Below are 24,897 nucleotides of genomic sequence, written 5' to 3' on the forward strand. Positions count from 1 at the left end.
TCCCCTTCACGATATATCGCGCTCTCGTGGAGTCAAGACATATCGAGACACTCTTTCCGGTGACTCCCCCCACCCAAAGGTGACGAATTGTCCTACGGTGTGAGCATGTCGCCGACCGAACAGCCCGGCGCGCTCCTGCTCTGCCGGGCCGAACCCGACGCCGTCGCCCCCGCAGCGCACCTGCTGCGCGAACGCATGCTGCTGATCCGGGCCGGAACCGAGTGGAGCGTGCTCGTGCCCGAGGGCACGCCCTGGCAGGACGGCGGCGAACCCGTCGACCGGGTCCTCACCGGCTGGGCCACGGCCCTCGCCGTCGGCGCGCCCTGGCCCGTCCTCGCCCTGTGGTGGGACGCCGACCGCTCCGGCTGCGCGCTCGCCTCCGGGTTCCGGCGGCCCGTCGGCTACGACTGGCTCGCGGACGGCACGCCCGCCGGGGAGGACGAGGCCATGCGGACGTTCGCCTCCCGGCTCGGGCTCGACCCCGTCTTCGACATGCAGTCCCTCGAAGAGCTGACCCGCGCCGACCCCGCCGTCGACGCGCGCGGGCGCCTGCGCGGACTGCTCGCCGTCCTCACGCGCGCGGGCGTGGCGCTGCCCGCGGGGATCGTCCCCGGCGAGAGCGCGGGCCAGTTGCGCGGCGCCGCCCTCGACCGGGCCGACGTCCGGCGCGTCGAGGGCGGCGGGTGGCGGGAGACCGTGCGCGCGGAGATCGACGCCGTCGAGCGCGGCCCTCTCGGGCCCTGGCTGCCCTGGACCGGCAGCCCCCGCGCGCGTGCGCTCGCCGTCGCCCAGGTCGGCCTCGGCCTGCCGCTCGCCCTCTGGGGCGTACGGCGCCACAGCGCGGGCTGGGCCGCCGCCGGGGCACTGCTCCTCGGGCACGGGGCGCTGGGGCTGGTGTACGACGTGGGGCGACCGCGGGCCTGACGTACGGCTCCCGTCCTGCCGCCGCCCGAGGCGACCGGGGCCGACGGGAACCGGTGGGGGATGCCGGTCGTTATGCGAGGAACCGGGCGGGTCCGGCTACTCGTCGTCCTCGTCGTCCAGACGGGCCAGCCAGGTCGCGAGACGTTCCACCGGTACCTCGAAGTCCGGGTTGAGGTCGACGAAGGTGCGGAGCTGTTCGGCCAGCCACTCGAAGGTGACCTCCTCCTCGCCGCGCCGCTTCTCCAGTTCCTCGATGCCGCGGTCGGTGAAGTACATGGATCGTGCTCCGTGGGTGGGTCGTCGGGGTTGGGAAGTGCCACCGGGGGAATGAGCTTGTTTCCCACGTGCGGCCCGCGAGGGGCTGTGGGGGCACAGGGCAAGGATAGGCCGCCCGTCGTGGCGTCGGACGGGCGGCAGCAGGGGGAACACGGCAGCGGGGGGAGCGGCCATGAGCCAGGAGACCGAGCGGGCGGGACAGGACGTGACGCGCGTCGCACGCGTGGCGCTGCCGGACGGCACGCCCGTATGGGCGCGCATCTCCGGTACGGGGGAACTGCGCGCCCCCGCCGCCCCACCGGGCCGGCTCTCGTACAGCGACACCGGCTTCACCGAACGCGTCGAAGCCGGCGTCGAGAGCCTGCACTCCCTCATCACCGGCGTCGCCCAGTCCCTCGCGGGCCCGCTCCGCGCCGTCCGCCCCGACGAGGCCAGCATCGAGTTCGGCATCGAACTCACGGCCAAGGCGGGCAAGGTGGTCGGCCTCCTCGCGGACGGCGAGGCGAAGGCGGCGATCACGGTGACCCTGACCTGGGGCACGGGCGGGCCCCCGGACCCGGCGACTCCCGCCCCAGCTCCTGCGGGAACGCCGTCCGGGAACTCCCCCGACGGAGGAACCCCGCCCGGGAGCGACACACCACCCCCACCACCGGGCGCTCCCCGGCCCGCTCCGCGCGACACCACCTCCCCACCGACGGACGACAGCCCGGCCGGCGCATCGCGCGCGCGGGCGGGAGGCGCCGCTGCGGGGGCGGCGGGCGAGGAGCCTGAGGAACAGGCGGGGGGCGTGCGCTGTGCGCGGGCGGGCGGTGTGTCCGGTGCCTCGGAGTGGGACGCCGTTACGGGCGCGACCGGCGAACAGGCAGGGGGCCTGCCTCGGGAGCGGGTGGGCGACGGGGCCTCCGTCCTGGCGGGCGGTGCCTGTGCGGGGCCGGAGAGCGGCGGGGCGACGGGTGCCGTGCCGCTGCGCGGTGTGTCTTCGGTGCGGCGGCGCGCTGGGGCGCGCGGGCGCGCCGAGGGAGGTATCCGGCGTGACGCTCCTGCGGGGCGGGGGAGAGGGGGCCTCGTGTTGGAGGTGGTGCGTGGTGGGGGTGCCTGGCGTGAGGGTGTGCCTGGTGCTCGCGTCGCTTCGAGGGTCGAGCCCTACCCGCGCGGTGCCCTCACCCGTTCCGGTCCGTTCCTCTCGGCTGTGGCCTCCGTGGCTCCCGGAGCCGCGGGGCATGACGTTTCGGTCTCCTCCGAGCGGCTGCCATCAGGTCCCGCTCCCACTGACAGGCCCGTCGCCCCGCTTCCTCCCACAACTGTGCCCCCCTCCCCGCCCTCCCCCCGAGCCGTCCCCCTCCCCGCAGCGCGTTCCCCCCGCCCGCACGATGCCCCCGTCCGCCCCCTCTCACCCCCGGAGGGCGTCGCACCGACCGGCGCGTCGGGGCATGGGGGCGGTGGGGGCCGGGGCCGACGGGGGTGGATGTGAACGGGGGGCGCGTCGGGGGCGCGTCGGACGGCGGGGATGCCGCCCGGCGTGCACTGCGTGGGCTCGTCGTGGCGGCTACCGTGCGCATTCACCGGCCTGGCGGCGGGTATGACCTCGATGAGGTCGACAGTTTTCTGGGAAGCGGGTTCTTCGTCGCACCCAACTGGGTGCTGACCTGCGCACATGTCGCCTGCGCCGGGGAGGGGGGTGAGGTCGTGGTGGTCTGTCAGGGCTCGCCCGGCGCCGGGGTCCGCGCCGTACGCGGGCGGGTCGCGGCGACCGTGCCCGAGCGCCCCGCGCGGATGCCCGCGTCCGGCAACTGGCCCGCCCCCGACCTCGCGCTCGTACAGCTCGCGGAACCGGTCGACGACCACGAGTGCGTGTACGTCTCCGAGCGCCCCGCCGCCTACTTCGGCGAGGGCCGGGTGCTGTACGCGGGCTGGACCGTCAGCGAGGGACGCCTCCAGGTCCTCGACGGCACGCTCTCAGTCCAGGGCACGATCGGCGGCTGGAGCTCCGACGTACAGATGCGCCTCGGCGACAACGACCTGCCGTACGGGGTGTCGGGCGGGCCGGTGATCGACCTCGCGCGCGGGGAGGTCATCGGCGTGCTGAAGGCGCGCTCGGACCACCGTCCGGGCGGCACCTCCACCGGCATCGAGCAGCTGCGCACGCTGCGGGTGCCCGCCGGGGAGATCACCGCCGAGCACGACGACCTGTACCAGGCGGTGTGCCACGCGCACGACCGCTACCACCGGGACCGCCAGCGCCACCCCTCGGCGCGCGCCCAGACCTGGACGGACGTCCAGGGCAGCCTCGGCGCGCGGCCGGGCCGTACGCTCAGCCCCGACGAGCGCGTGCTGCTGCTCGGCCGGCTCGCCGACCTCCCGCCGCCCGCGAGCACGCGCGCGCTGCTCGACATCCTGGACTCCCTGCCGGACCTCCAGGGCCCGCCGCCCCTGCCCGCGCCGCGCGCCTGGCGCGACGGGCTGGGCACGCTGTACGAGAGCGCGCGCGACGACGGCGCCCTCGAACTCGTCCTCGACTACGCGATGCGCGTCCTGGCCGCCGACCGCCCCTTCACCTCCGCGACCACCCCCGAGGCCGAGGAATCCCTCTGGTCCTGGATCTGGCAGTCCGCCGGCCGCCTCACCGGCCGCTACCGCGCGAGCCTCGCGGAACAGCACATCGACATCCTGCGCCGACGCGAACGCCGCGCCCGCGAGAACGGGCACGCGAGCCCGCCGAGGCCCGGCACGGACGCCCCGTTCGCCACCGAGCCCGCGTACGACGCCGCCGCGGCCTCGCCGTCCGGTACCGACACCGCGTACGACGCCCCCGGCCCCGCCACGGCCCCGCCGCCCGACGCGGACGCCCCGTACGGAACCGGCGTGCCCCTGGCCACCCCCGTCGCCCCGCACCCCAACGGCACTCCCCTGCCCGGCATCCCCGTCCAGACCTCCCGCGCGCAGCAGACGCGCCCCCACCCCGCCGTCCTCCTCGAAATCCTCCCGCGCCCCTGGGAGCCCGACCGGTGTGACTGGACGGTCTCCGTGCTGCACGCGGACGGTGGGGCCGACCCGCTGCCGGGGGAGGAGCGGGCGCGGATCGCGGAGTTGCCGGGGCGGATCGCGGGCACGCTCGCGGAGGCGTTCCGGCGGTGCGACGAGCCCGGCCGGCCGGCGGTGCTGCAAGTGGCCGTGCCGCACGTGCTGCTGGGCATCGACGTCGATGCCTGGCGGCCGGTGCCGGGGGAGGAGCCGCTCGGGGTGGCGCGGCCCGTGGTCGTACGGGTCGCCGACCGGGAGCAGCTCGTCGACGACCTGGGCGACCTGGACGGCACGGAGTGGTTCGACGCGCGGGAGGAGCGGGCCGCGCGCTGGCGCTGGCTGCACGCGCACCGCGCGCAGGCCGAACTCCTGGACTGCGACGACGGCTTGCGGGTACCCGTCCCGACGGTGGAGAAGCTGCGCTCGCTCGCGCACGGCACGGTCCCCGTGCTGTGCCGGTACGGCGACCACCGGTACGAGGACGACGCGGCGGCGCTCGCGCGGATCGTGCACGGCGGGTACGGCGTCGCCCTGTGGCGGCGCGGGAGGGCCCGCCCGGACACGGTGTGCGGCGAGTTCCACCGGGGCAGCGTCGACGAGATCGCCCGCCCGCCGAGCGCGGCCCGCCTGCCCGAGGCCGTCCACGACCTCCGGGTGCGGCTCGGCCAGGGCCGGGGCGAGACCTTCTGGGCGGCCGGCGTGGCCCTGCTGTACGACGACCCGACCCAACCCCTGCCGGGGACGGGCGAGTTGCTGGAGGCGCCGTGACGCGACCCCTACCAGCTCCCCCCTGGCATCGATACCGTGGGCACGGCCGCCCGGGGAGTGGACGAGTGACGAGGACCGGATCATGACGGAATCCAGTGAGTGGCTCATCTACCGGGGCGCGGGGGAACCGCACGACGGCATCGAGCGACTGCCCGCGCCGCCGCCGTGGCGGGACTTCGCGGGGCGGGACACGCAGGGCGAGGGGTCCGAGGACCGGCGGCTCGGGGCGCACCGGCACCTCGCCGAGCTGCACCGGCCCGGCGCGGAGGAGCTGGAGATGATCAACGCGGCGCTGTACCTGCGCCGCCCGCTGCTGGTCACCGGCAGCCCCGGCGCGGGCAAGAGCACGCTCGCGCACTCGGTCGCGTACGAACTCGGGCTCGGCAACGTCCTGCGCTGGTCCATCGTCAGCCGCTCCGCCCTCCAGGACGGGCTGTACCACTACGACGCCATCGCGCGCCTCCAGGACGTCCAGATCGCCGCGCAGGGCGGCTTCGGCTCGGCCGCGGGGTCGCCGGGGGCCGTCGAGGGCATCGGGAGCTACATCCGGCTCGGGCCGCTCGGTACGGCGCTGCTGCCGTCCGCGACGCCGCGCGTGCTGCTCATCGACGAGCTGGACAAGAGCGACATCGACCTGCCGAACGACCTCCTGAACGTCCTGGAGGAAGGGGAGTTCGCGATACCGGAGCTGGAGCGGATCGCCGACCGGCTGCCGGACGGGGAGGCGGAGGTCCTCACGGCGGACGGGGTGAAGGTCCGCGTCAAGGACGGGCGGGTACGGTGCCGGGCGTTCCCCTTCGTCGTCCTCACCAGCAACGGTGAACGCGACTTCCCGGCCCCCCTGATGCGCCGCTGCATCCACCTGGAGCTGGGCCGCCCCGACCACAACCGGCTCGCGAACTTCGTCCGCGCCCACCTCGGCGACGAGGCCGCGCGCGCGGGCGACGACCTGATCACCCACTTCCTGGAGCGCTCCCGCAGCGAACTCCTCGCCGCCGACCAGCTGTTGAACGCGATCTACCTCACGGACGCCGCCGCCCCACCGAGCCGCGACCGCCTCGCCGACCTCCTCATCCAGCGCCTCGACCGCCCGAGGTGACCCCCGATGCCCGAAGCGCTCCCCCGCCACGGCCCGGACGACGACCCCACGCCCGACAACGCGCCCGCGCACGACGCCGCTACGCCCGATGACACCCCCGACCACAAAGCCCCCGCGCGCAACACCCCTACGCCGGACGACGCGCCCGCACACGAAACCCCTGCGCCCGCCAACACCCCCGCACACCACACCCCCGCCTTCGACCCCCTGGCCGAGCTGGTCATCCGCCTCCGCGCCGCCGGACTCGACCCCGACCACCGCCAGTTGAGCGACGCCCTCTGGCTGGCCCGCTTCACCCGCCGCCCCGCCCCGCAGGACGCCCCAGAGGGCGCTGTACCCGAAGCGCCGGGGATGCCGGGGGAGTTGGCGACAGGGGCCGTCCTCGCCGAGCCGCCCGCCCCCGCCCCTGAGGTCCAACGGCCCCCCAAGCGGCCCGTGCTGGACGGTCAGGTCAGCCTCTACCCGATGCCCCGCAACGCCGGGAAAGCCCGCGCCGGCGCGCTCAGCATCGGCGTTCCCGCCGCCCCCGTCCTGCCGTCCCCCCTCGAACTCCAGCGCGCCCTGCGCAGGTTGCAGGGCTACCGGAGCCCGGCGCCGCCGCTCAGGACCGCCCTCGACGAGGCCGCCACCGCCGAACTCAGCGCCCAGGCGGGCGGGTTGATCCTGCCCGTGCACCGGGCCGTCACCCGCAGGGACGCCCGGCTCCAGCTCGTCCTCGACGCGTCCTCGTCCATGCGGGTCTGGCACCGCATGTTCGACGAACTGGAGCAGGTCTTCGGCCAGTTGGGCGCGTTCTCGGACATCCAGACGAGCTTCCTGCACCAGGGCCCCGACGGCGAGCCGACGGTGAGCCGCAGCCCCGAGGCACAGGCCGCGCCGCTGAACTCGGCGGAGCGGCTGAGCGATCCGACGGGCCGCAGGATCGTGGTGCTGGTCAGCGACTGCGCGGGCCCCCTGTGGCACAGCGGGAGAGCGCACCGCCTGCTGCACCACCTCTCCGGACAGGGCCCGGTGGCCGTCCTGCAACCCCTCCCGCAGCGCATGTGGGCCCGCACCCGACTCCCGGTCACCTTCGGCGAGTTGAGCCGCGCCGAGACCTTCGGCGGCGCCCTGCGGGTACGGGCGGCCGGCGAGGTCCGCAAGCCGGGCGCGCTGCCCGTCCCGGTGCTGCCGCCCGAGCCGGTCGCACTCGGCGCCTGGGCACGCCTGCTGTCGGGCGCGGGCTCGGGCCCCGTACCCGGCGCGGTCGGCTGGGTCCGCGCCGACCAGCAGCCCGCCCCGCCCGCCCGCGCGGACCGGCGGCGTACGGCGCTGGAGCGGGTCAGCCGGTTCAGCGCGAGCGCCTCGCCGACCGCCGGACGCCTCGCCGTGTACCTCGCGGCGGCCCCCCTGTGCCTGCCGGTGATGCAGCTCGTGCAGCGCACGATGCTCCCCGGCTCGGGCCCCGCCGAACTCGCCGAGGTCCTGGTGGGCGGCCTGGTCGCGCGGGCCGGCGAGGACCTCGACGGCGACGGCGCCCAGTGGTACGAGATGGAGCCGGACGTCCGCGACGCCCTCCTGTCGAGGCTCGGCCGCGACGAGGCGATGCTCGTCCTCAAGCACACCTCGGAGTACATCGAGCAGCGCTTCGGCAAGGGCGGCCCCAACTTCCCCGCGCTCGCGCTGGCCCAGCTCGGCGACGGGGGCGCCGGACGGCCGTACGCGCCCGGCGACGACGACCGCGCCGCCCCGCCCGTCCCGCAGCCGTTCGCCGAGGTCGCCGCGCGGGTGCTCAGGCGGTTCATGCCGCTGCCCCCGCACTACGAACAGCCCGGCATCGGGGCGCTGGTCGAGCGCCGGACGCACCCGGTCGTGGTGCGCGCCCGCACGCTCATCGCACGCTTCGACCGCGAGGGCATGATCCAGGACGCCATCGACGCCGTGCAGTTGCTGCGCGGCGCCGCCGAGCGCGACGAACAGGCCGCCGCCGACCCCGAGTTGTGGGCCGAGTACGCGCACTGCACGCTGCGCCTGTGGGAGGTGCAGGGCGGCGACGACCTGCTGCGCCAGGCCGAGGCCGCCGCCGAACGCGCCGTCGCCCACCCCCGCGCCCTGCACGAACGCGCCGTCCTCGCCCGGGTGCTGCACGCCTGTGCCGGGGACCGCAGGCGGCGCGGCGACCTGGCCGGCGCCCTCGACCTGCTCTCCCGCGCCGACCGCGAGTACGCCGTCGCCTGCGCCGCGCCCGGACTCGACGAGAGCGAGGCCCTCAAGCTCACCCTGGAGCGCGTGCGCGCCCTGGAGGAGCAGTGGCGGCTCGGCGGGGACAGCGCCCTGCTCCAGGTCTCCGTCGGCATGCTGGAGGCGTTCGCCGACGTCTGGCCCGACCGGCGCACCCGCCCGCCCGAACTCCCCCTCGTGCACGGCCGGGTCCTCCTCCTGCTGTCCGGCGCCACCGCCGACCCCGACCAGGCCCGCCGCTACGCCGAACAGTCCGCCCGCTCCCTCACCGCCGCCCTCGACACCACCCCCGAGCCCGACACCCCGGACGAGATCCGCGCCCGCGTACGCGTCCTCCTCGACCTCATCGACGCGCTCCTCGGCGCGGGCGGCCCCCTGGACGACGTACAGGACCGCGTCGACGAGGCGCTCGCCGTCGTCCGCGAACAGGCCCAGCGCGCCGCGCTCGCCGTACGCGCCGGGCGCGTCGCCGTCGCCCGGCACGGCGAGTCGGGGCTCGCCGTCGATCTGGAGCGGGCCGCCGGGCACTTCGACCGGGCCGCGCAGCGCGTGCCCCGCGACTCGCCCGCGCACGCCGACGTCCTCGCCGAATGGGGCGAGGCCCTGCTGAGGCTCGCCGCGACCGGCGACCGGTACGCGCTCTCGCGGGCCATCCGCGTGCTGCGCGACTGCCGCATGGAGACCTCCGCCGGCAGCACCCGCCTCGCCCACCGCCTCCTGCTGCTGGGCCGCGCCCTCATGCTGCGCTACCGCTCCCGGGGCGACCGCGTCGACCTGCGCGAGGCCGAGCACCTCTTCGGGCTCGCCGCCGACGAGGCCGACGACCCGCTGCTCGCCGCGCACTGCCTCCTCGACCTCGGACAGGTCCAGTACGAGGCGTACCGCAGCCTGCGCCGGCCCACCCGCCTCGACCTCGCCGTCGACGTCTTCCGGGACGCGGCTCAATCGGCCCGCGAGGCGGAGGAGTTGGCCGGTACCGAGCGGCGCCGCCAGGAATGTGTCCGCGCTCGCGCGCAGGCGCACCACTGGCGGGGTATGTCCTACGAAGCGGCCACCCGGCCCCGCGCGGCCCGCGACGCCTACCGCGCGGCGCGGGCCGAGTGGGCGCGGCTGCCCGAGGACAGCGTCGTCCCGGACCGGCCGACACCGCAGGACACGGCCGAGCGCCTGGCGGCGCTGGAATGACCCGAGGGGACACCGTGAACCACGAGGACCTGCCCGATCTGCTCTCCCTGGACCTGGAAGAGCTGAGGACCACCGACCATCCGGTGCTGCGCGAACTCGTCGCCGACCTCGTGGACCGGGCTGCCCGGCCCACCGAGATGCTCTGGGGAGGGTTCTCCAGCGCGTTGTGACCTGAACCTTTCGGTCGATCCACCGCGTGAACCGGTCACATTTCGTACATCGGGGTGTGTCCGGAGCCGGATCGCGGGAACACGCGTGAGGGACAGCCGCGCACGCATGGGGGGTGCAGAGTGACTGGACGCCTGGCCGCTCCCGTGCAACTCGCCGTCCCGTTCCGGCAGTTCATCGTCAAAGTGCACGGCCGCTGCAACCTCGCCTGCACCTACTGCTACCTCTACGAAGGCCCCGACAGCACCTGGCGCACCCGCCCCCGGCGCGCCTCCGAGGACATCCTCGACCGTACGGCCGACCGCATCGCCGAACACGCCCGCAGTCATGAACTCGCCGAGATCTCCCTGGTGTTGCACGGCGGCGAACCCCTCCTCGCGGGCGCCGGCACGCTCGCCCGCTTCACCGACCGGGTCCGCGCGCGCGTGCCGGACGGCTGTACGGTCCGGCCGGTCGTCCAGACCAACGCCACACTTCTCACCGAGCCCCGGCTCGCCGCCCTCGCCGCCGCCGGCATCCGGGTCGGCGTCAGCCTCGACGGCGGCACCGCCGCGCACAACACCCGCCGCGTCGACCACGCCGGACGCCCCTCCTGGCCCGCCGCCGCACGCGGCACCCGGCTCCTCGCCGAGCGGTTCCCCGAGGCGTACGGCGGCATCCTGACGGTCGTCGACCCGACGCTCGACCCGGTCCGGACGTACGACTCGCTCGTCGAACTCCGGCCACCTGCCCTCGACCTGCTGCTCCCGCACGGCAACTGGTCGGCCCCGCCCGACCGCCTGGGCCGGTACGGTGGGTGGCTCAGCGCCGTCTTCGACCGCTGGTGGGACACCGGCCGACGGGAGACCCACGTCCGGCTCTTCGAGGCGTGTCTCGCCCTGTTGCTGGGCCAGGACGCCGGTGTCGAGGCGCTCGGCCTCGCCCCCTTCGACTCCGTCGTCGTCGAGACCGACGGAACCATCGAGCAGACCGACGCCCTCAAGTCCGCGTACGACGGCGCCGCCCGCACCGGACTCGACGTCTTCCGCCACCCCTTCGACGACGCGCTGCGCCACCCGGCGGTCGCCGACCGGCAGGCGGGTGCGGCGGCGCTGGCCCAGCAGTGCCGGAGCTGCCCCCTGCTGCGGGTCTGCGGCGGCGGCCACTACGCCCACCGCTACCGCGCCGGGCACGGTTTCCGCAACCCGTCCGTGTACTGCGCCGACCTCCAGCACTTCATCCGGCACGTGGCCGACCGGCTCGCCACCGTCACCGGGAAGGGGGCGCCATGACCCTCTCCGGCACCGCCGTCGCCGACCTCGGCCGTACCGGCGCCGACCCCGAGACCCTCGGCCTCCTCGTCCGTGACCAGCACCGCCGCCAACTGCTCGTCGTACGCGCCGTGCTGGACGCGGCGGGAGACCGACTGCGGGACGCCTGGGACCTGTTGACGCAGGCCGACCGGGCGGCGTCCGGACCGGCTCACGCCGCCACCCCCGTCCGTGCGCGCCTCCTGCACCCTCTCACCGGCTCCTGGGCCTGGCACACACTCCGCAACCCCGGACAACCGCAGGACCTCGCTCACCTGGGGGCGATCGCCGCCGCCTGCGCGGTGCGGGCCGGACTCGACTTCACGCTCCGGATCGCGGCGTACGACGGGATGCTCGTCCTGCCGTCCCTCGGAGCGCTGCGGACCGAGGGAGACGCCGAAGTCGCCTACAGAGACGGTCGGATGACGATCCGTCAGAAAGGCGAGCTCGACGTCACCGTACACCCGGAACCCGACGTCGGCGCCTGGTCGGCCTCGGGAGCCTGGCTGCCCGCGCACGCGCTGCCCGGCCTGGTGCCCGGCGCGCCGCTGGTACCGCTGGAGGACCTCGACCCGTACCGCACGACCCGATCGCCGCGCGGCCGGGCCGGGTTGGGGGAGGCGGTGGTGCTGGACGACGCCGGGCGCAAGCGGTGGGCGCAGGTGTGGTCCGGTGCGGGGGAGGCGCTGCGGACCGGCGGGGAGCACCGGCTGCGGGAGGCGCTGACACTGCTGCGCTGCCTGGTGCCGCTCACCGCCCCGCCCGACATCTCCGCCGCGCGCGGGACGAGCAGCGCGACCCTGCGGGAGGCGTTCGGAGCGCTGCTCAGCAACCTTCCACCCGGGCCGGTGTCGTTCGCCTCGACCCTCGTCCACGAACTGCACCACGCCAAACTCTCCGCGCTCTCCGACATGGTGACACTCCATCAAGCGAGCGGCGAGGAACGGTACTTCGCACCCTGGCGGCAGGACCCCCGCCCCTTCGAGGGCCTCCTCCAGGGCGCCTACTCCCACCTCGCGATGGCCGACTACCAGCAGCGCCTCGCCCTCACCGACCCCGCGCACCGCGAGCGGGCCTGGACCGAGCACGCCCGCTGCCACGCCATGGTCGGCGCGGCCCTGCCCGCGCTCGTCGGATCACCCGATCTCACCGTCCGGGGACGGCTGTTCGTCGACGCGATGGCCGACACCCACGAACGCATGCGCGACCACCCGGCACCCCGGGGCCAGCAGGCGCGCGCCCAGGCGTACGTGCACGCCGCACGCACGCTGTGGACACAACGGCACGCTTCCGCTCAAGGACGCCCGAACGAGTGAGGGGACGGAGGACGAGTGGTCAAACGCCCGCGCGCGTAAGGGCTCCTGCGCGAAGATCTCCCTGCCCCGACGTCCACCCGCCGTCTCCCGGGACCTTACGGGCGGCACACCGAGGCCCTACGATTTTTCCTGGAACGACGCGTTGGAGGCCGCCTTGTCTGGAGCCCGCACACCGGTCAGGTCCACCGAGAGGGGGACCCCACGGCCGACCGTCACGATCAGCTACGCGGGTTTCAACCGGGCCTGGGCCGCCTGGATCGCCGACCGTCTGGAGCGCAACGGCGTCCGGGTCGTGCTGGTCCGCTGGGACGCCCCGCCCGAGGTGCCGCTGCCGGACCTGCTGCGTGACCTGACGCTCTCCGAGGGCCGCATCCTGGTCCTGGTCAGCGAGTGGTACTTCCAGCTCGGCCCGCGCAGCCACGAGGAGTGGAACGCGGCGCTGCGCGAGGTCGTCGCCCCCGACCCGGCCCGCTTCGCCGCCGTCTCCCTCACCAACGCCCCGCTCCCGCAGGCCGTGACGGTCCTCGCCGCGGAGAACCTCACCAACCTCGGCGCCGACGAGGCCGAACGCCGCCTCTTCGACCGCCTCGACCTGCCCTACGACCCGCACACGAACGGCGTCGACGGCCGGCGCGGACCCCGCTTCCCCGCCGCGATGCCGGACGTCTGGGGCGGCGTACCCCGCCGCAACACCCGCTTCACCGGCCGCGAGCCCTTCCTCAACGACATCCACCACATCCTCCAGAGCGCCGAACCCGGTGCGGGCGTCGTCACCCTGCACGGCATGTCCGGCGTCGGCAAGACCCAGCTCTCCACCGAGTACGTCTACCGCTTCGGCTCCGAGTACGACGTCGTCTGGTGGGTCAACGCCGACAAACGCGTCACCTACCGGCGCTTCCTCGCCGAACTCGCCCCCAAGCTCGACCTCCAGACCGGCCAGGAGTACGGCGAGCGGCTGCGCGCCGTCCGCGACGCGCTGCGCCGGGGCGAGCCGTACTCCCGCTGGCTGCTCGTCCTCGACGGCGCCGACGAACCCGAGCAGATCTGGGACCTCCTGCCGACCGGACCCGGACACGTCCTGATCACCTCCCGCAACCCCGAATGGTCCGAGCACAACAGCAAGCTGGTGGAGATCCCGGTCTACTCCCGGGACGAGTCCGTCGCGTTCGTCCGGCGCCGCGCCCCCCGGCTCTCCGAGACCGAGGCCGACCAGCTCGCCGACGCCCTGGAGGACCTGCCGCTGCTCCTCGACCAGACGGCGGGCTGGCTCAACGACTCCGACCTGTCCGTGCGCGACTACATCGCCCTCCTGGAGGGCGGCATCGACTCCGACGTCGTCAAGGTGTCGGCGGACTTCCCCGTCGCCTTCCAGACCGCGTGGTCGATACTGCTGAACAAACTCCGCGAGACCGTCCCCGAGTCCGTCGACCTGCTGCGGCTGTGCACGTTCTTCGCGCCCGGCTTCATCCCCGTACGCCTCCTGCGCGACCTGCCCGGCGACGAACTCCCCGAGCAGATCGCCGGGCTGGTCAACGACCCGCTGCTGTGGAACAAGGCGATCAACCAGCTCCGCCAGTACTCCGTCGTCCGCCTGGAGTCCCACGAGGTCTCCTTCGACGAACCCGCCACCACCGGCGACTCCCTCTACCTGCACCGCATGGTCCACCAGATCGTCCACAAGGACATGCCGGAGAGCGACCGCGCCGAGTTCATCGACGTCGTACGCCGCGCCCTCGCGCTCGCCGACCCGCGCCGCCCCACCGACACCCGGATGTGGCCGCTGTACGCGGAGATCGTGCCCCACCTGAAGTACGCGGACGTCCTGCGCACCCCCGACCCCGAGGTGCAGCGCCTCGTCCTCAACTGCCTGCGCTACATGTACCTCTCCGGCGAGTACCGGGCCGGCACGAAGCTCGCGCGGCGCGCGATGGAGGCATGGAGCGAACTCCTCGGCGAGGCCCACCCGCGGATCTGGGACCTGTCGTACCACTACTCCAACCTGCTGAGGTCGAGCGGCGACTACGCGGGAAGCGAGGCGCTCAACCGGACCGCCGTCGAGCACCTGCGCCAGGAGCGCGGACCACAGGACCTCGAACACCTGCGGGCCGCGAACGGACTCGGCGCGGACCTGCGGGGGCTCGCCCGGTACGACGAGTCCCTGGAGCTGTACCGGTGGGTCCTCGCCACCTACCGCGACCTCCTCGGTGACCAGGACTCCCGCACCCTCAACGCGATCAACAACCTCGCCGTGTCGCTGCGGATGCTCGGCCGGTACGAGGAGGCCCTCGACACCGACCGCAGGGCCTGGGAGGCCCGCCGCAACCTGCTGCGCGCCCGGCACCCCTGGACCTTGCAGTCCGAGCTGTCGTACTCGGTCGACCTGCGCCTGCTCGGCCGGTACGCCGAGGCCGAATCGGTGCAGACGCGCAACGTCGACGAGTACCGGATCGTCATGGGCGACGACAACCCGATGACCCTGTACGCCGAGCACAACCTCGCCATGTGCCTCTACCGCGGCGGCAACCGCGACGCGGCGGGACCTTTCTTCGCGAGCGTCCTCGAACGCGCCGAGCGCGTCCTCGGCGAGAACTCCCCGACCACCCTCATCGCCGCCATCGCCCAGAGCTGCTTCATCCGCGAGCACGGCGACATCGACGAGGCCCGCGAACTCAGCGAGTCCATCATCGCCCGCTACGAGCTCACCCTGGTCGACACCCACCCCTTCCTCGTCGGCGCCCGCTCCAACCAGGCGCTCATCCTGCGCAACGTCGGTGAACGCGACCACGCCCACGCGATCCTGGAACAGGCGCTGACCGACATGACCGCGAGCCTCGGCGCCACCCACCCCTGGACCCTCGGCACCGCCCTCAACGCCGCCGCCCTGCGCAACCTCGTCGGCGACACGGAGTCGGCGGAGACCCTCAGCCGCGCCACGATCGCGAACGCGACCGAATCCCTCGGCCGCACCCACCCCCTCACGCTCTCCGCCCGCGTCGCCCACGCCGCCGACCTGCGCAACCTCCGCGAACGCCGGCAGGCCGAGAAGGTCGAGCAGGAAGTCCTCTCCGACTTCGAGTCCACCCTCGGCCGCCAGCACCCGCACACGATCTCGGCCCGCTCCCGGATCCGTCCCTACTGGGACTTCGAACCGCTGCTGAACTGAGAGCCCGCACACGGAAGGGTCCCCGGGAGGAGAACCTCCCGGGGACCCTTCCACGCCGTCAGGTCAGAGGCTCACGCCTCGAACACCTCACGCACCAACTGCTCCTGCTCCGCCTGGTGCCGCTTCGCGGAACCGACCGCCGGGGACGAGCCGTGCGGGCGCGAGATACGGCGCAGGCGCTCACCGTGCGGGACCTCCGCGCCGACCGCCAGGTCCAGGTGGTCGATCAGGTTGAGCGCGATGAACGGCCAGGCACCCTGGTTCGCCGGCTCCTCCTGCGCCCACAGGTACTTCTCGGCGTTCGGGTACTTCGCGATCTCGGCCTGGAGCTCCGCACCCGCCAGCGGGTAGAGGCGCTCGATCCGGATGATCGCCGTGTCCGTGATACCGCGCTTCTGCCGCTCGGCGTCGAGGTCGTAGTAGACCTTGCCCGCGGTGAAGACGACCTTGCGGACCGCGTTCGGGTCGACCGAGGTGTCCCCGATGACCGGGCGGAACTGACCGCTCGTGAACTCCTCCGCCGTCGACGCCGCGGCCTTCAGACGCAGCATCGACTTCGGGGTGAAGACGACCAGCGGCTTGTGGTGCGGGTTGTGGACCTGCCAGCGCAGGAGGTGGAAGTAGTTCGACGGCAGCGTCGGCATGGCGACCGTCATGTTGTTCTGCGCGCACATCTGGAGGAACCGCTCCGGGCGGGCGGACGAGTGGTCCGGGCCCTGGCCCTCGTAGCCGTGCGGCAGCAGCAGGGTGACGCCGGAGGTCTGGCCCCACTTCTGCTCGGCGGAGGAGATGAACTCGTCGACGACGGTCTGCGCGCCGTTGACGAAGTCACCGAACTGCGCCTCCCACATGACGAGCGCGTCCGGGCGGGCCAGCGAGTAGCCGTACTCGAAGCCCATGGCCGCGTACTCGGAGAGCAGCGAGTTGTAGACGTTCAGGCGGGCCTGGTCCTCCGAGAGGTAGTTCAGCGGCGTGAACTCCTCGGCGGTCTCGCGGTCGATGATGACGGCGTGGCGCTGGCCGAACGTACCGCGCTGCGAGTCCTGGCCGGCGAGCCGGACCGGGACGCCCTCCAGGAGCAGCGAGCCGATCGCGAGGGTCTCGCCCATGCCCCAGTCGATCGTGCCGTCCTCGACCATGGCCGCCCGGCGCTGGAGCTGCGGCAGCAGGCGCGGGTGGGCCGTGATGTGGTCCGGGATGTTGACCTGCGACTCGGCGATCCGCTTGACGGCCTCGGTGGAGATCGCGGTCGGCGTGGCGACCGGGAAGCCGTCCTGCGGGTCGGCGGACGCGCCGGCGGAGCCCTGCGCGGTGGCCTCGCGGACCTCCGTGAAGACCTTCTCCAGCTGGCCCTGGTAGTCCTGGAGGGCCTGCTCGGCCTCTTCCAGGGTGATGTCGCCGCGCCCGATCAGGGACTCGGTGTACAGCTTGCGCACCGAGCGCTTCTTGTCGATCAGGTCGTACATCAGCGGCTGCGTGAACGCCGGGTTGTCCGACTCGTTGTGGCCGCGGCGGCGGTAGCACAGGAGGTCGATGACGACGTCCTTGTTGAACGCCTGGCGGAACTCGAAGGCGAGCCGCGCGACGCGGACGACGGCCTCGGGGTCGTCGCCGTTCACGTGGAAGATCGGCGCCTCGATCATGCGGGCCACGTCGGTGGCGTACATGGAGGAGCGCGAGGACTCGGGGGCCGCCGTGAAGCCGACCTGGTTGTTGATGACGACGTGGACCGTGCCGCCGGTGCGGTAGCCGCGCAGCTGCGACATGTTGAGGGTCTCGGCCACCACGCCCTGGCCCGCGAAGGCCGCGTCGCCGTGGATCGCGACCGGCAGGACCGTGAAGTCCGTGCCGCCCTTGTTGATGATGTCCTGCTTGGCGCGGGCGACGCCTTCGAGGACCGGGTCGACGGCCTCCAGGTGCGAGGGGTTCGCGACCAGGCTGACGGTGATCTCCTCGCCGTCCAGACCGGTGAACGTGCCCTGCGCGCCCAGGTGGTACTTGACGTCGCCGGAGCCGTGCATCGACTTCGGGTCGAGGTTGCCCTCGAACTCGCGGAAGATCTGCGCGTACGACTTGCCGACGATGTTCGCCAGCACGTTGAGCCGGCCGCGGTGGGCCATGCCGATGACGACCTCGTCGAGGCGGGACTCGGCGGCGGAGTCGATGACCGCGTCGAGCAGCGGGATGACGGACTCGCCGCCCTCCAGGGAGAACCGCTTCTGGCCGACGTACTTCGTCTGGAGGAACGTCTCGAAGGCCTCGGCCGCGTTCAGGCGGCGCAGGATGCGCAGCTGCTCCTCGCGCTCCGGCTTGGAGTGCGAGCGCTCGATGCGGTCCTGGATCCACTTGCGCTGCTTCGGGTCCTGGATGTGCATGAACTCGACGCCGGTGGTGCGGCAGTACGAGTCGCGCAGCACGCCGAGGATGTCGCGCAGCTTCATCAGGGACTTGCCGGCGAAGCCGCCGACCGCGAACTCCCGCTCCAGGTCCCACAGGGTGAGGCCGTGCTCGGTGATGTCCAGGTCGGGGTGCTTGCGCTGCTGGTACTCCAGCGGGTCGGTGTCGGCCATGACGTGGCCGCGGACCCGGTAGGAGTGGATCAGCTCGAAGACGCGGGCGGCCTTCGTGACGTCGTCGTCGTGCGAGGCGTCGATGTCGCGCAGCCAGCGGATCGGCTCGTAGGGGATCCGCAGGGACTTGAAGACGTCGTCGTAGAAGCCGTTCTCGCCGAGGAGGAGGTTCGCGACGATGCGCAGGAACTCGCCGGAGGCGGCGCCCTGGATGACCCGGTGGTCGTAGGTCGACGTGAGCGTCATGACCTTGGAGATGCCGAGCTTGTTCAGGGTGTCCTGGGAGGTGCCCTGGAACTCCGCCGGGTAGTCCATCGAGCCGACGCCCATGATGACGGACTGGCCGGGCATCAGACGGGGCACGGAGTGGACGGTGCCGAGGCCGCCGGGGTTGGTCAGGGAGACCGTGACGCCGGTGAAGTCGTCCATCGTGAGCTTGCCGTCGCGGGCGCGGCGCACGATGTCCTCGTAGGCCTGCCAGAACTCGAAGAAGCCGAGCGTCTCGGCCTTCTTGATGCCGGCGACGACGAGCTGGCGGTCGCCGTTGGCCTTCACCAGGTCGATGGCGAGGCCGAAGTTGACGTGCTCCGGCTTGACCAGGGTGGGCTTGCCGTCCTTCTCCGCGAAGGAGTGGTTCATGCCCGGCATCGCCTTGATGGCCTGCACCATCGCGTACCCGATGAGGTGCGTGAAGGAGATCTTCCCGCCCCGGGCGCGCTTGAGGTGGTTGTTGATGACGATGCGGTTGTCGAAGAGCAGCTTCACCGGGACCGCGCGCACGGACGTCGCCGTGGGCACCTCCAGGGAGGCGTTCATGTTCTTCGCGACGGCGGCGGCCGGGCCGCGGAGGGTCACGAGTTCGGGGCCCTCGGGGGCTTCCTGCGCGGGCGCGGCGGGGGTCGTCACGGGAGCGGCCTTCGGCTTCGGTGCGGGTGCGGCGGGTGGGGCGGGAGCGGCGACCGGTGCGGCCGGCTGGGGAGCCGGGGCCGGCGCCGCGGGCGCCGCGGGAACGGGAGCAGGGGTGGCAGGGGTGACAGGTGCCGAGGGCGTGGTGGTCGCTGCGGCCCCCGCGGCCACAGTGCCCGCCGCAGCCGGGGCGGCGGTCTCGGCGGCCCCCGGCTTGTAGTCGGCGAAGAAGTCCCACCAGGCCCGGTCGACCGAGTTCGGGTCCTGGAGGTACTGCTGATAGATCTCGTCGACAAGCCACTCGTTCGGTCCGAAGGCGGCGGCGGGATTCGTACCCGCTCGGTCCGCTTCGGTCGAGGTGCTCGATCCGTTACTGGGGGACTGTGACGACACGGCGGCAACCGCCCTCTTCCGCTTCACAAGGTGATGGACAGCGGGAATAAAGGCTACGCCTCCAAGACCGAGAAGGAGAGGCCGGGCCGCCGCATCGTCGTGTAAGTCACATCGAACGCCGTGTTTCGCCATCAGAAATGGCGGGAAACAAGCGGGGTTCCGCCCGAAACGGCTTCTCTTCGTCCACGATGACGCAGGTCCGGCACCTTTACTGCCCGACGATGATCGAACTGTACGTCAACCGCTGATGTGGGACTCCCCTGGAAGGGTGACCAGAATTCGGCAACCACGCTCCGATTCGGCCACCCCGATCCGGCCGCCGTGCAGATCGACGGCCCAGCGCGCGATGGCGAGCCCCAGCCCCGTACCCCCGTCGCTGCCCGGCCCGTGCGGACGGCGTACGGCGCCCCGGTTGAAGCGCTCGAAGACGCGGTGCCACTCGGAGCGCGGGATGCCCGGACCCTCGTCCAGGACCTCCAGCTCCAGCGAGTCCGGCAGCGCGCCCCGGCGCGCCTTCAGCGTGACCCGGCCGTGCGGCGGGGAGTGCTTCACGGCGTTGTCGATGAGGTTCGCGACGACCTGGTGGATGCGCTCGGGGTCCGCGTGCGCGGTCAGCTCGGGCGGCGAGACGTCCAGGTGCAGGTGGACGTCGGAGCGGGTGTGGTTGCCCGAGCCCGAGGCCATCCCCGCGCGCGCCGAGGCGACCATGTTGGCCTCCTTCAGCACACCGGACAGATACGGCCACACCTCGAAGCGCCGCTTGCGCAGCGGGACGACGCCGTTGTCCAGCCGGGACAGGTCCAGGAGCGTCTCCACCAGGCGGCCGAGGCGCTCCGTCTGCTTCAGGGCCGTGCGCATCGTCTCCGGATCGGCCTCGGCGATGCCGTCGACCACGTTCTCCAGGACGGCGCGCAGGCCCGCGATCGGGGTGCGCAGCTCGTGCGAGACATTCGCCACCAGCTCTTTTCGCTGCTGGTACTGCGCCTCCAGCTCGTCGGCCATGACGTTGATCGTCTCGGCCAGGTCGCCCAGCTCGTCGCGTCTGTTCTCGCGCACCCGGCGCGTGTAGTCGCCCTGCGAGATGGACCGCGCGACGAGGTTCATCTCGTCCAGCGGCGCGGTCAGCGAGTGCGCCACGAACTGGGTGATCAGCAGCGTCGCGATCATCGAGAAGACCATGATGAAACGCAGCTCGGTCTTCGTGTGCACGGCGATCATCGACAGCCCGGTCGTGATCAGCACCGAGATGACGACGAGCGCCCCGAGCTTGGTCTTGATCGAGAACGGCCGCACACCCGCCCAGGGCTCCCCTCTCGGTCCGCCCTCCGGCCCGCCGTTCATGGCGTCGGGGTCTCCAGCGCGTACCCGACCCCGTGCACGGTCCGGATGCGTTCGGCGCCGATCTTCCGGCGCAGCGCCTTGATGTGGCTGTCGACCGTGCGGGTGCCGGAGGCGTCCGCCCAGTCCCAGACCTCGGCGAGGAGCTGCTCGCGGGAGAGCACCGCGCGCGGGGTGTTCGCCAGGCACACCAGGAGGTCGAACTCGGTGGGCGTCAGGTGCACGTCCTCCGAGCGGACCCGGACCCGGCGCTGCGCGTGGTCGATCTCCAGTTCGCCCAAGCGCAGGATGCCCGAGCGCGGGGTCGCGGCGGCGATGGCGGCCCGCTCGACCCGCCGCAGCAGCACGTGCACGCGCGCGGCCAGCTCCCGCATCGAGAACGGCTTGGTCATGTAGTCGTCGGCGCCGACGCCGAGCCCGACCAGCATGTCGGTCTCGTCGTCGCGCGCGGTGAGCATCAGCACCGGGACGGGCCGCTGGGCCTGCACGCGGCGGCAGACCTCCAGACCGTCGAAACCCGGCAGCATGATGTCGAGAATCAGCAGGTCCGGCTGCCATGCCTCGGCCGTGTCGACCGCCGCCGGACCGTCTCCGGCCGTTTGCACGAGGAATCCCTCGGCGCGCAGTCGGGCCGCGATGGCGTCGACGATCGTCTGGTCGTCCTCGACGACCAGGACGCGGCGCTGCGCGCCCGGGGTAGCCGTCGTCGTGCCGTTCTGCGAGGTGTGTGTCTGCTCCATCGCCCGCCCCTGGGGTGCTTTCCGGAATCCGTGGGGTGATCCCATGTCTGCGCATGACTGCGACCGACGCATGAATGATCGGCGTCAGGTGAGCAGAGTACGGGGAGTCACCATCGCTTTGCTATCCAGGCCGGACGGCGAGATGCACGACGTCCGGAACGCCTCGGGCAACGGGCACCTCTTCGGTACGCACCCCCCGGAACCCGGCATTCCAGAGGGTTCCCTCGAAGTCGGGCGAGGGCTGCGCGGACCATACGGCGAGCACCCCGCCCGGTCTCAACACCCGGGCGCAGCCCGCGAGTCCGGCGGGTCCGTACAGGCCGTCGTTGCCCTCGGTGACGGTCCAGTCCGGGCCGTTGTCGATGTCCAGACACAGCGCGTCGAACGTGTCCGATGTCTCACCCAGGAAATCCAGGAGATCGGTGACGACGACGTCGGTGCGCCCGTCGGCCAGCGCGGCCCCCGACACGGCGCCCAGCGGGCCGTCCGTGTGCCAGTCGACGACCGCCCGCTCGCGTTCCACGACCGTGATCCCCGCCCAGTCCGGGTTCGCGGCGGCGTGTGCGAGCGAGAATCCCACGCCGAGTCCGCCGATCAGGAGCGTGGGGTGCGGGGTGCGGTTTTTGTCGAGTGTTTGCCACGCCGCGTCGATGAGCAGGCGTTCCGAGCGGCCGTCCGAGGTGTCCATCAGGAAGCAGCCGTTGGCGATGATCTGGAGGAGCGCGCCGTGTCTGCGGAGCACCACCTCGCCGTAGGGGCCCTCCCGGCGGTCCAGGACCTCCGGGGTGTCGTCGTGCAGAGGGAGGTGTACGGAGGGTGACGGCTGCGGTGGCGTCGGTTGCGGCATCGGCCCATCCTGGCAGCCGGGGCGGCTCTCGCCGACGGAATTTCACCGGCCGGAGGCGCGTTCGGGGTGAGTGCTTGCTTGAGAGCTTGCTGAGAATCCGCTCTTACGTGGCCTGAGTCACAGACAGCGGGCGTGCGGGGCGCGAAAGGTGGAGCCGGAACGGAAGGAGCGCCTCACGGTGGAACGTACCGAGACGGCTGAAGCGGGGGAGTTGTCGGTTCCCGGGGCGCTGCTGGACGGGGTGCCGAGACAGCGGCTGCGGGCGGGGGCGGGGGCGGAAGCGGCCGAGCGTGGCGGGGCCGCCGAGCCGGCTGCTGTGTCCGGCGCGGTCGAGACGGTGCCGGACGCGGTCGTGCCGGTGCCGGTGTCGGACGCGGTCGAGCCGGTGCGCTGTGCCGATGCCGTCGAGCCGGTGTCCGTGGTCGAGGACGTTCCCGTTCGGGTCTTTCCCCGTATGTGGCGGCTCCTGCCCACGCCCACCGGTACGCCGTTCACCTTCTGGTACGCCGTGCTGCTCGCCGTCACCTCGTACGTCGCCGACAACGCGGACCCCTCCTGGGTGGACGGTGTGCTCCAGGCGTCCAGCACGGACGTCACGCATCTGGTGCAGGCGCCGGTGCTGGTGCTCCTCGCGAGCGCGGCGTGGGTGGCCGGAGGGCTCGGCTCGCCCTTCGTCGCCGTCTTCGTCCTTGTGCTGACCGCCCTGGAGCGGCGCATCGGCGGCCCGCGCACCGCCCTCGTCTTCCTTGCCGGCCACGTCGTCGCGACCCTCGCGACCGAACTGCCGGTCGGGTTCGCCGTCCTCGTCGGTGAACTGCCGGACAGCTCGCTGCACCGGTTCGACTACGGGATCAGCTTCGGGGTCGCGGCGAGCCTGGGCGCGGTGACGGGGCTGCTGCGGCCGTGGGTGCGGTGGCCCGTGCTGGTGCTGTTCGGGGGGATGCTGCTCCAGGACCTCGTGAACCTGACGGACCCGGTGAGCAACTGGGGGCATCTGATCGCGCTGGGCGTGGGGGTCGGGATGTGGCGGTGGGTGCGCAGGTGGAGTACGGGGGGAGCACGGCGTACGGCGCTCGCCGGGTGAACGCTGTTCCCGCGGGGCTCGGTCAGTCCTCGTGGATCACCGTGCCGTCCTCCAGCAGTGTCGGGTGCATCTTCGACGGGCCGTACTGGTCGACGTCCGAGGGGCGGGGCGTCTCGGGGCCGTCCGGGCCCATGCGGACGACTCGCTCGACGCGGCACACGCGGAAGTGGCGGCCCGCGACGGTCGCCTCGTCGGCCCGGCCCGCCGAGCGGAACTCCTCGGCGCCCTCGGTGTACTCGGCCCGGCGGGCGTCGTCGTCGCGGTGCAGCAGCGGCCAGTAGCGGGTCATCGCCTGGTACAGCCAGCGCCGCGCCTCGTGCGGGGTCGCCTTCGGGGAGCTGCACGCCGTCCACCCCTTCTCGTCGCGTTCGACGATCGCGAAGCCGACGGGGAGGCGGACCAGGTCGGGGTGGGTCGTCACCGCGCGCCGCGAGTCGTCCTGCGCGTCCGCGTCGAAGCGGGTGCCGACGTAGCTGAACTCGCGCAGGCCCAGGCGCAGGGCGCCCGCCATCGGGCTGTCGTCGCGGGTGGGGTCCAGGACGAAGCCGACGTCGGGGGAGGGGCCGTCCAGCGCGTCCCAGTCGGGGTCGGCGGGCTCCGGGTCGGTCGGCCTCGGCGGCTCCAGGCCGTACTCGCCGCTCCACGCGAACTCGTCGCCCCGCACGATGCGGTAGCGCACGCCGAGCGCCTCGACCTCGTTCGCCGGCTCCTTCTCCAGGACCGATACGGCGGCGATCAGCGCGCGGCGCTCCGCGGGGTCGTCGGTGTCGTCCTTCGCGGCGAACCAGAGGTGGGAGTGGAGTTCGTCGCGGGCCATCTGGGGCATTCCGTCCACCAGCGCCATCTTCACCCGCCACCTCCCCTCGCCCTCCCGCACCGCCACCCCGAACACCGGGCCCCTCAGCGCCATCCGCGGATACCGCCGCGACGCCTCGACCGCGTCCGCCTCCATCACCCACGCGACCGGGTCGTCCCGCCGGACCAGTTCCGCGTGCAGCTCGTCGATGTGTCGCTTCCAGTCATCGGTCATGTGCGCATTGTGGTCGCGGCGGGGGTGCGGAGCGGGGGGAACCGGGAAAGTGGGGGCCTTTGTTCGACCTGGTCGGAACGGGTGCGGGTGCCTCGCGGCGCTTTCACGGGTCATACGGCCACCGCCCCGTCACAGTCCCGTCACGGCGCTGTCGCCGGTCCCGGCCGGGGCCCGATGATGTTCCCCGATCACCGCAACCCACCCCGGGGGGACCCATGGGCTTCATCAACAACGCCAAGGCCAACGAGGCATCCCGCATCGCCGCCCTGGCGTACACCGAGGGCCGCCGCGTCCTCACCTTCAAGATCATCGAGGCCGGCTCCTCCTCCCGCACCACCGGCCTCATGCCGGGCGTCGGCGAACAGATCGAGGCGATCGAGGCACAGGGCTGGACCCTGTCCACCATGACGGCGGCGGAAGGCAAGGCGTTCACCGGGGACCGGACGGCACTGATCTGCTTGTTCCGCCGGAACTGACACGGGCGGACGGGCGCGGGGGCGGGGCCGGCGAGGGTTCCCCGCGCGGGCCCGAGGGGCGGAGTGGGCCGGGCCCCGCGGTGG

Annotated in this window: 16 protein-coding genes and 1 pseudogene; 11 read left to right on the plus strand and 6 right to left on the minus strand. The window is 73.0% G+C overall.

Going from position 1 to position 24,897, the window contains the following annotated elements; all coding sequences use genetic code 11:
* The first annotated feature begins 105 nt into the window (after positions 1-105).
* Positions 106-924 (plus strand): hypothetical protein, encoded by an 819-nt coding sequence (locus tag PV682_RS33780; RefSeq protein ID WP_319735568.1) that lies wholly within the window; start codon positions 106-108, stop codon positions 922-924.
* A gap of 96 nt (positions 925-1,020) precedes the next feature.
* Here the strand turns inward: PV682_RS33780 and PV682_RS33785 are convergent, their stop codons facing one another.
* Positions 1,021-1,200, minus strand: coding sequence for a DUF6104 family protein (locus tag PV682_RS33785; protein ID WP_003992906.1), 180 nt, complete (start codon positions 1,198-1,200; stop codon positions 1,021-1,023).
* 172 nt (positions 1,201-1,372) lie between these two features.
* On the opposite strand from PV682_RS33785, the pseudogene PV682_RS33790 reads away from it, so the two are divergent.
* The 8 genes and pseudogenes from PV682_RS33790 to fxsT form a co-directional block, all read left to right on the plus strand.
* A pseudogene (locus PV682_RS33790) lies at positions 1,373-1,861 on the plus strand (CU044_2847 family protein); the annotation flags it as partial.
* Between the two features lie 890 nt (positions 1,862-2,751).
* Positions 2,752-4,989, plus strand: a complete 2,238-nt coding sequence (locus PV682_RS33795) for a VMAP-C domain-containing protein (RefSeq protein WP_407705785.1) — start codon at positions 2,752-2,754, stop codon at positions 4,987-4,989.
* An 82-nt stretch (positions 4,990-5,071) separates the two neighbouring features.
* Positions 5,072-6,088 carry an AAA family ATPase gene (locus PV682_RS33800; RefSeq protein WP_112477060.1) on the plus strand — a complete coding sequence of 339 codons (1,017 nt, stop codon included), beginning with the start codon at positions 5,072-5,074 and terminating at the stop codon, positions 6,086-6,088.
* Between the two features lie 6 nt (positions 6,089-6,094).
* On the plus strand, positions 6,095-9,493 hold the full coding sequence (locus tag PV682_RS33805; protein WP_319735570.1) for an SAV_2336 N-terminal domain-related protein: 3,399 nt from the start codon (positions 6,095-6,097) through the stop codon (positions 9,491-9,493).
* Positions 9,494-9,507: 14 nt separating this feature from the next.
* Positions 9,508-9,663 (plus strand): FxSxx-COOH cyclophane-containing RiPP peptide, encoded by a 156-nt coding sequence (gene fxsA / locus PV682_RS33810; protein ID WP_319735571.1) that lies wholly within the window; start codon positions 9,508-9,510, stop codon positions 9,661-9,663.
* A 120-nt stretch (positions 9,664-9,783) separates the two neighbouring features.
* Complete coding sequence (locus PV682_RS33815) at positions 9,784-10,932, plus strand: FxsB family cyclophane-forming radical SAM/SPASM peptide maturase (protein ID WP_319735572.1); 1,149 nt, start codon at positions 9,784-9,786, stop codon at positions 10,930-10,932.
* Complete coding sequence (locus PV682_RS33820) at positions 10,929-12,266, plus strand: aKG-HExxH-type peptide beta-hydroxylase (RefSeq protein WP_319735573.1); 1,338 nt, start codon at positions 10,929-10,931, stop codon at positions 12,264-12,266. Before PV682_RS33815 ends, PV682_RS33820 begins: the two co-directional genes overlap by 4 nt.
* 154 nt (positions 12,267-12,420) lie before the next feature.
* On the plus strand, positions 12,421-15,429 hold the full coding sequence (gene fxsT, locus PV682_RS33825; RefSeq protein WP_319735574.1) for an FxSxx-COOH system tetratricopeptide repeat protein: 3,009 nt from the start codon (positions 12,421-12,423) through the stop codon (positions 15,427-15,429).
* A gap of 71 nt (positions 15,430-15,500) precedes the next feature.
* On the opposite strand, the gene PV682_RS33830 is transcribed toward fxsT, so the two are convergent.
* The 4 genes from PV682_RS33830 to PV682_RS33845 form a co-directional block, all read right to left on the minus strand.
* Entirely contained in the window at positions 15,501-19,298 is a 3,798-nt protein-coding gene (locus tag PV682_RS33830; protein ID WP_319735575.1) for a multifunctional oxoglutarate decarboxylase/oxoglutarate dehydrogenase thiamine pyrophosphate-binding subunit/dihydrolipoyllysine-residue succinyltransferase subunit, read from the minus strand.
* Between the two features lie 237 nt (positions 19,299-19,535).
* A complete protein-coding gene (locus PV682_RS33835) occupies positions 19,536-20,639 on the minus strand; it encodes a sensor histidine kinase (RefSeq protein WP_319735576.1) in 1,104 nt (367 codons plus the stop codon).
* Entirely contained in the window at positions 20,636-21,376 is a 741-nt protein-coding gene (locus tag PV682_RS33840) for a response regulator transcription factor (RefSeq protein WP_055721112.1), read from the minus strand. The genes PV682_RS33835 and PV682_RS33840 overlap by 4 nt, the downstream gene beginning before the upstream one ends.
* A gap of 121 nt (positions 21,377-21,497) precedes the next feature.
* Positions 21,498-22,223 (minus strand): spermidine synthase family protein, encoded by a 726-nt coding sequence (locus tag PV682_RS33845; protein ID WP_319735577.1) that lies wholly within the window; start codon positions 22,221-22,223, stop codon positions 21,498-21,500.
* A 178-nt stretch (positions 22,224-22,401) separates the two neighbouring features.
* On the opposite strand from PV682_RS33845, the gene PV682_RS33850 reads away from it, so the two are divergent.
* Positions 22,402-23,307, plus strand: a complete 906-nt coding sequence (locus PV682_RS33850; RefSeq protein ID WP_319735578.1) for a rhomboid-like protein — start codon at positions 22,402-22,404, stop codon at positions 23,305-23,307.
* Between the two features lie 22 nt (positions 23,308-23,329).
* Here PV682_RS33850 and PV682_RS33855 read toward each other — a convergent pair whose 3' ends face one another.
* Positions 23,330-24,337, minus strand: a complete 1,008-nt coding sequence (locus PV682_RS33855; RefSeq protein WP_319735579.1) for a DUF5954 family protein — start codon at positions 24,335-24,337, stop codon at positions 23,330-23,332.
* Between the two features lie 215 nt (positions 24,338-24,552).
* Here PV682_RS33855 and PV682_RS33860 point away from each other — a divergent pair, with 215 nt between their 5' ends.
* Entirely contained in the window at positions 24,553-24,813 is a 261-nt protein-coding gene (locus PV682_RS33860; RefSeq protein WP_055722777.1) for a hypothetical protein, read from the plus strand.
* The last annotated feature ends 84 nt before the right edge of the window (positions 24,814-24,897 follow it).

The organism is Streptomyces niveiscabiei, assembly GCF_033794345.1.
Classification (GTDB): Bacteria; Actinomycetota; Actinomycetes; order Streptomycetales; family Streptomycetaceae; genus Streptomyces; species Streptomyces niveiscabiei.

Bases quoted from the DNA above. Each gene is read 5' to 3' on its own strand.
- PV682_RS33820 (WP_319735573.1), top strand. From the start codon at position 10,929: ATGACCCTCTCCGGCACCGCCGTCGCCGACCTCGGCCGTACCGGCGCC.
- PV682_RS33860 (WP_055722777.1), top strand. From the start codon at position 24,553: ATGGGCTTCATCAACAACGCCAAGGCCAACGAGGCATCCCGCATCGCC.
- PV682_RS33800 (WP_112477060.1), top strand. From the start codon at position 5,072: ATGACGGAATCCAGTGAGTGGCTCATCTACCGGGGCGCGGGGGAACCG.
- PV682_RS33780 (WP_319735568.1), top strand. From the start codon at position 106: ATGTCGCCGACCGAACAGCCCGGCGCGCTCCTGCTCTGCCGGGCCGAA.
- PV682_RS33835 (WP_319735576.1), bottom strand. From the start codon at position 20,639: ATGAACGGCGGGCCGGAGGGCGGACCGAGAGGGGAGCCCTGGGCGGGT.
- PV682_RS33840 (WP_055721112.1), bottom strand. From the start codon at position 21,376: ATGGAGCAGACACACACCTCGCAGAACGGCACGACGACGGCTACCCCG.
- PV682_RS33805 (WP_319735570.1), top strand. From the start codon at position 6,095: ATGCCCGAAGCGCTCCCCCGCCACGGCCCGGACGACGACCCCACGCCC.
- PV682_RS33855 (WP_319735579.1), bottom strand. From the start codon at position 24,337: ATGACCGATGACTGGAAGCGACACATCGACGAGCTGCACGCGGAACTG.
- PV682_RS33785 (WP_003992906.1), bottom strand. From the start codon at position 1,200: ATGTACTTCACCGACCGCGGCATCGAGGAACTGGAGAAGCGGCGCGGC.
- PV682_RS33845 (WP_319735577.1), bottom strand. From the start codon at position 22,223: ATGCCGCAACCGACGCCACCGCAGCCGTCACCCTCCGTACACCTCCCT.